Consider the following 3,828-nt stretch of genomic DNA (forward strand, 5'->3'; position numbering starts at 1 on the left):
CGACGGCGCGGGCGCCGGTGACCAGGCCGGCGGCGGCGACGCGGTGGGCGGCGGCGCCGACCCGTCGGCGAGCGCGACCGACGGCACGGGCGACCAGTCCGGCGCGGGCGTGGGCGACCAGTCCGGTGCCGGGGACCAGTCCGGCGTCGGCGACCAGTCGGGAGCGGGCACCGGTGACCAGTCCGGTGCCGGTGCACAGGACAACGGCTCGTCCTCGCTCTCGCAGACCCACTGATCGGCCTCACGCGCGGTTCCGGTCGACGGTGGACGGTCCGGCCCTCCGGCGGGAGGGCCGGACCGCGTCGTGTCCGCCACCGCTTTCGGTCAACAACGGCCGACCGCGCCGAACGGCGCCGCACGGACCCCTCCGCCCCCGCACGGCCACCGGGACGTGCGCCGACATGTGCCCGGCGGGCATGCCCCTCGCTTCCCCGCGCGGCCGGGCGACGGACCGAGGCGCACTCGACGCGCCCCCCGGCGACCCGCCCCGCCGGGCCGGCACGGCGGAAACGGAGTCCTCGCCGCCGCATACAGGCCCGTATGCGGGCATGCCTGACCGCCCTGCGACGGGGAGCCTCCGTCTACCCATCCACCTCGGACCCATGTCACCCCAATCGATGCGCGCCGCAGCCTGCGGGCGCCTCGCGTGCGCCCCCGCGCAACCCGATGGCCGGTTCTTCGCGCCCACGGGTGATGACGGGCGCCAACAATGGGCACGCGCTCAACACCATGGAACCGGCGTACGCGAATTGAGGGGGCGGGGAGTGATCCGGGTACTTCTGGTGCACGACGAGTGTCTGGTGCGGTCGGTCCTGGCGGAGTGGCTCCGCCGGGAACCCGATCTGCGGGTGGAGGACACGCCGTGGGGGAGCGCGCCGGGCAGGGCGAGGGCGATGCGGCCCGACGTCTGCGCGGTGGACCTGGAATGCGTGGACGCCTACGGCATGCCGCCGCTGGGTGAGCTGTGCCCGCGCACCCCGGGCGCGGTCCCACCGAGACTTCTGGTGCTTGCCGGCGCGAACAGGCCGGGCCTGCTGAAGCGCGCGCTGGAGGCGGGGGCGCTCGGCTACGTCGGCAAGGAGGGCTCGCCGGAGCTGCTGGTGCGCGGCATCCGGCGCGTTGCGGAGGGAAAACGTTTCGTCGACGACTCGCTCGGTTTCGGTTTCCTCAAGGCCGCCGAAATGCCGCTGACGCGCCGCGAGTTGAGCGTGTTATCCCTGGCGGCGGAAGGAGCCTCCGTCGCCGAGATCGCCGGAAGCCTGCACCTGTCCAACGGGACGGTGCGCAACTACATGGCGGCCATCACCCGTAAGACCGGGGCGCGCAACCGCATCGACGCCATCCGCATCTCGCAGGGTGAGGGCTGGCTCTGAGCGGGGGACCGCCACGGGCGTCCAGCTGCCGACCAGATCCCGGTACAGCGGCGAGACGTCCAGCAGTTCGCCGTGCGTCCCGCAGGCCGTGCCCGTGCCGTCCATCACCAGGACCCGGTCCGCCCGCCGGGCCGAGCTGATGCGGTGGGCGACGACGACCAGCGTGCCGCCGGGCCGGGCCGCGAAGGCCCGCTCGGCGCGTTCCTCGGTCCTCGGGTCGAGATGGCAGGTCGCCTCGTCGAGGAGGGCGAGCGGGGCGTACGACAGGTAGGCGCGGGTCAGCGCGACGAGCTGCCGCTCACCCGCCGACAGCGCCGCCGGGTCGACGACGGCGTCCGGCCCGCCGAGCCGTTCGAGCAGCGGGCCCATGCCGACCGCCTCCGCCGCGGCGAGCAGCTCCGCCTCCGGCACGGGGCCCGCGCGGAAGTGGCCCAGGTTGTCGGCGACGGTGCCGGTGAAGACGTACGCCTCCTGCGGGATGAGCACGCGCCGCGCCGCCGCCGCCGGTGAGGGCACCGGCTCCCCGTCCACCTCGATGCGGCCTCCCGAGGGCCGCAGCAGCCCCGCGACCAGGGCCGTCAGCGTCGACTTGCCGATCCCGCTGGGACCGACGACGGCCAGATGCGCCCCGGGCGGAAGGACGAGGTCGAACTCCTCGACGACGGGGGCGGACGCGGGTCCGTAGGCGAAGGTGACGCCGGACAGGGAGAGGGCGGGGGGAGCGGCCGTCGCCGTGTGCGGGGCTGTGCCCTCGGGGTGCCGGGCCGCCGATTCCGGTTCCGGCAACGTGGCTTCTCCCGGCGCGTCGTCCGTGCCCGCCGACGTCAGGCGGCGCAGCACCACCGTCAGGCGGGAGCCGCTGGTGCCCAGACCGTGGACGAGGTTGTGGAGGGCGGGGAGGAGCGACTGGGTGACGTAGGCGAGGGCGCCGACCAGGGCGCCGGTGGTCACGCCGCGGGCCAGCAGCCAGGGGGCGGCGGCCGGCAGCAGGACGAGGGGGAGCTGTCCGCCGACGGCGAGGGACGCCACGCGCAGCACGCTCCAGCGGGCCAGGGAGCGGGCCGCGCCGAACTCGGCGTCGACGAGGCGGCCGGTGTCGGCGGCGATCTGCTCCTCCGCCCCGGTCGCCGTGACGTCCCGGAGCCCCGGGCACACGGTCCCGAGCCGGTCGGCCAGCGCCTCGTCGGCCACCAGGAACGCCTCCTGCCGGCGGGCCAGCGGCCGCAGTGTCGCCGCGAACAGGGCCACGCCGGCCACGAGCGGCGGCCCGACCACGAGCAGCAGGAGCGGGGCGAGCGAGAACAGCCCGACCAGCGCCCCGGCCGCGGTGAACACGAACGAGCGCGAGACCATCACCAGCCCGGCGAAGGTGTCCCGCGCGATCTCCACCTGCTGGGTGAGCCCGGACAGCGCCCCGCGGTCGGCCTCCCGCACCCCCCGCCGGACCACGCCCTCCACCAGCCGGTCCCGCAGGGGCTCCACCAGGGCGGCGACGGCCGCGTACACCCGCGCGGTGCCGTACGCGCCCAGGACCACGCCGATGCCGGCCACCCCGAGCCAGGCCAGTCCGACCCCGGCCCGGCCGGCCAGGAACCCCTCGTCGAGCGCGCGCGCCGGGGCGTACCCGGTCAGGAAGGTCTGCCCGGTCTCCAGCATGGACCAGCAGGCGAGCCGTACGACGACCCGCCACCGGGCCCGCAGGAAACGCGCCCCCCGCGACCGGACCCCGGCGCTCATGCCGTGCCCCCGGCCGAGTGGGCCTCGTCCGCGGTCTCTCCGCTGCCGTCGCCGAACACCGCCCGGTACGCCGCCTCGCGCCACAGCTCCGCGTGCGGTCCGACCGCCCGCACCCGTCCGCCGTCCAGCCATGCCACCGCGTCCGCGCGGGCCGCCGTCGCCGCCCGGTGGGCGATCAGCAGGCGGGTGCCGCCCGAGTCGTGGGCCGACAGCGCCTGTGCGATGCGGGCCTCGGTCACCGTGTCGAGGCTGGAGAGCGCGTCGTCGAGGACGAGCAGCCGACCCCCGTGGGCGAACGCCCGTGCCAGGCCGAGGCGTTGGGATTCGCCGCCGGAGCGCGGGGCGTCGGTGCACGGGGTGCCGTACCCCTGCGGCAGGCGGCGGACGAAGTCGTCGGCGTGAGCCGTGCGGGCCGCCTCGCGGACGCGTGCGGGGGAGGGGGAGGACCGGCCGAGGGCGATGGCGTCCTCGATGGTCGTGCCGAGGAGAGCGGGGCGTTCGAAGGCGTAGCCGACGGCGCGGCGCAGCTCGTCGTGGGACAGCTCGCGCAGCGGGACGCCGTCGAGGAGGATCTCGCCGGCGTCGGGATCGGTCAGCCGGCCGGCGAGGGCGGCGAGCAGCGACTTGCCGCTGCCGGAGCCGCCGACGACGGCGAGGGTCGTGCCGCCGGGGACGACGAGGCCGAGGCCGTCGAGGACGGTGCGCTCGCCCCGGCGCG

Annotated in this window: 2 protein-coding genes and 2 pseudogenes; 2 read left to right on the plus strand and 2 right to left on the minus strand. The window is 76.3% G+C overall.

From position 1 onward, the window contains the following. Both M8J74_RS42880 and M8J74_RS44925 read left to right on the plus strand, forming a co-directional pair. A pseudogene (locus tag M8J74_RS42880) lies at positions 1–235 on the plus strand (S1 family peptidase); the annotation flags it as partial. Between the two features lie 709 nt (positions 236–944). Next, a pseudogene (locus M8J74_RS44925) lies at positions 945–1,289 on the plus strand (LuxR C-terminal-related transcriptional regulator); the annotation flags it as partial. Here M8J74_RS44925 and M8J74_RS44930 read toward each other — a convergent pair. Then, a complete protein-coding gene (locus tag M8J74_RS44930; protein WP_308406188.1) occupies positions 1,212–3,110 on the minus strand; it encodes an ATP-binding cassette domain-containing protein in 1,899 nt (632 codons plus the stop codon). The pseudogene M8J74_RS44925 and the gene M8J74_RS44930 overlap by 78 nt on opposite strands. Beyond that, positions 3,107–3,828: ATP-binding cassette domain-containing protein (locus tag M8J74_RS42895; protein WP_249841585.1), on the minus strand; the 722-nt coding region annotated here is incomplete at its 5' end. The genes M8J74_RS44930 and M8J74_RS42895, both read right to left, overlap by 4 nt.

This window comes from Streptomyces panaciradicis (genome assembly GCF_023516615.1).
GTDB classification, from domain to species: domain Bacteria; phylum Actinomycetota; class Actinomycetes; order Streptomycetales; family Streptomycetaceae; genus Streptomyces; species Streptomyces panaciradicis.